This window comes from Enterobacter sp. RIT637 (genome assembly GCF_019718755.1).
Classification (GTDB): domain Bacteria; phylum Pseudomonadota; class Gammaproteobacteria; order Enterobacterales; family Enterobacteriaceae; genus Enterobacter.
On record NZ_JAIHAZ010000058.1, the window covers coordinates 1 to 772 of the forward strand.

Sequence of the window (772 nt, forward strand, 5' to 3'; positions counted from 1 at the left end):
CGTAGTGAGAACCACAGTAATCACAGTTCATATCGATTTCGCCATCTTCAGCCATGATGCTGTCGATCTCTTCGTCCGGCAGAGTACGCAGCGCGCCTGCGCAACGTTCACGGGAACAGGTGCATTTGAACTCCACGTCCTGCGGATCGTAAAGCGTCACCTCTTCTTCGTGGTACAGACGCCACAGCACTTCATTCGCAGGCAGCGTAAACAGCTCTTCTGCTTTGATGGTTTCGGTCAGTGTCGCCAGATGCTCGAAATCGTTGCCCTGCGCATTTTGAGCAGGCAGAACCTGCAGGAGCATACCGCCCGCCGCCAGTTGACCGTCCACTTCACCGGTGCGGATAAACAGGCGCGTTGGCAGCTGTTCGGAACGCAGGAAGTAATCTTCCAGGCACGCGGCCAGCGTATCGCCTTCCAGACCCACAACACCCTGATAGCGCTCGCCTTCTTCTGGCGTAATGGTAATCACCAGGAAACCGTTGCCGACCAGCGTTTTCAAATCAGCACCTTCCGGCACCTCACCCTGCACGCGCGCCACACCGCGCATCTGCTGCTGGTTATTGCCGTTGATCACCGCCAGGGTCATCGGGCCGTCGCCCTGCAGCTGCACGGTGATATCCCCTGCAAACTTCAGCGTCGCTGTCAGCAGGCTGGTCGCCACCAGCAGTTCGCCAAGGATGTTTTTCACCGGCTGAGGATAGCTGTGGTTTTCGAGGATCTGTTTCCAGGTTTCGGATACCGTCCCCAGCTCGCCGCGAACGGCAAATTG

The 772-nt window shown here is 57.5% G+C and carries 1 protein-coding gene; it reads right to left on the minus strand.

The annotated features are described in order from the left end of the window. Positions 1-772: Hsp33 family molecular chaperone HslO (gene hslO / locus K5E19_RS23115; protein ID WP_221553266.1), on the minus strand; the 772-nt coding region annotated here is incomplete at both ends.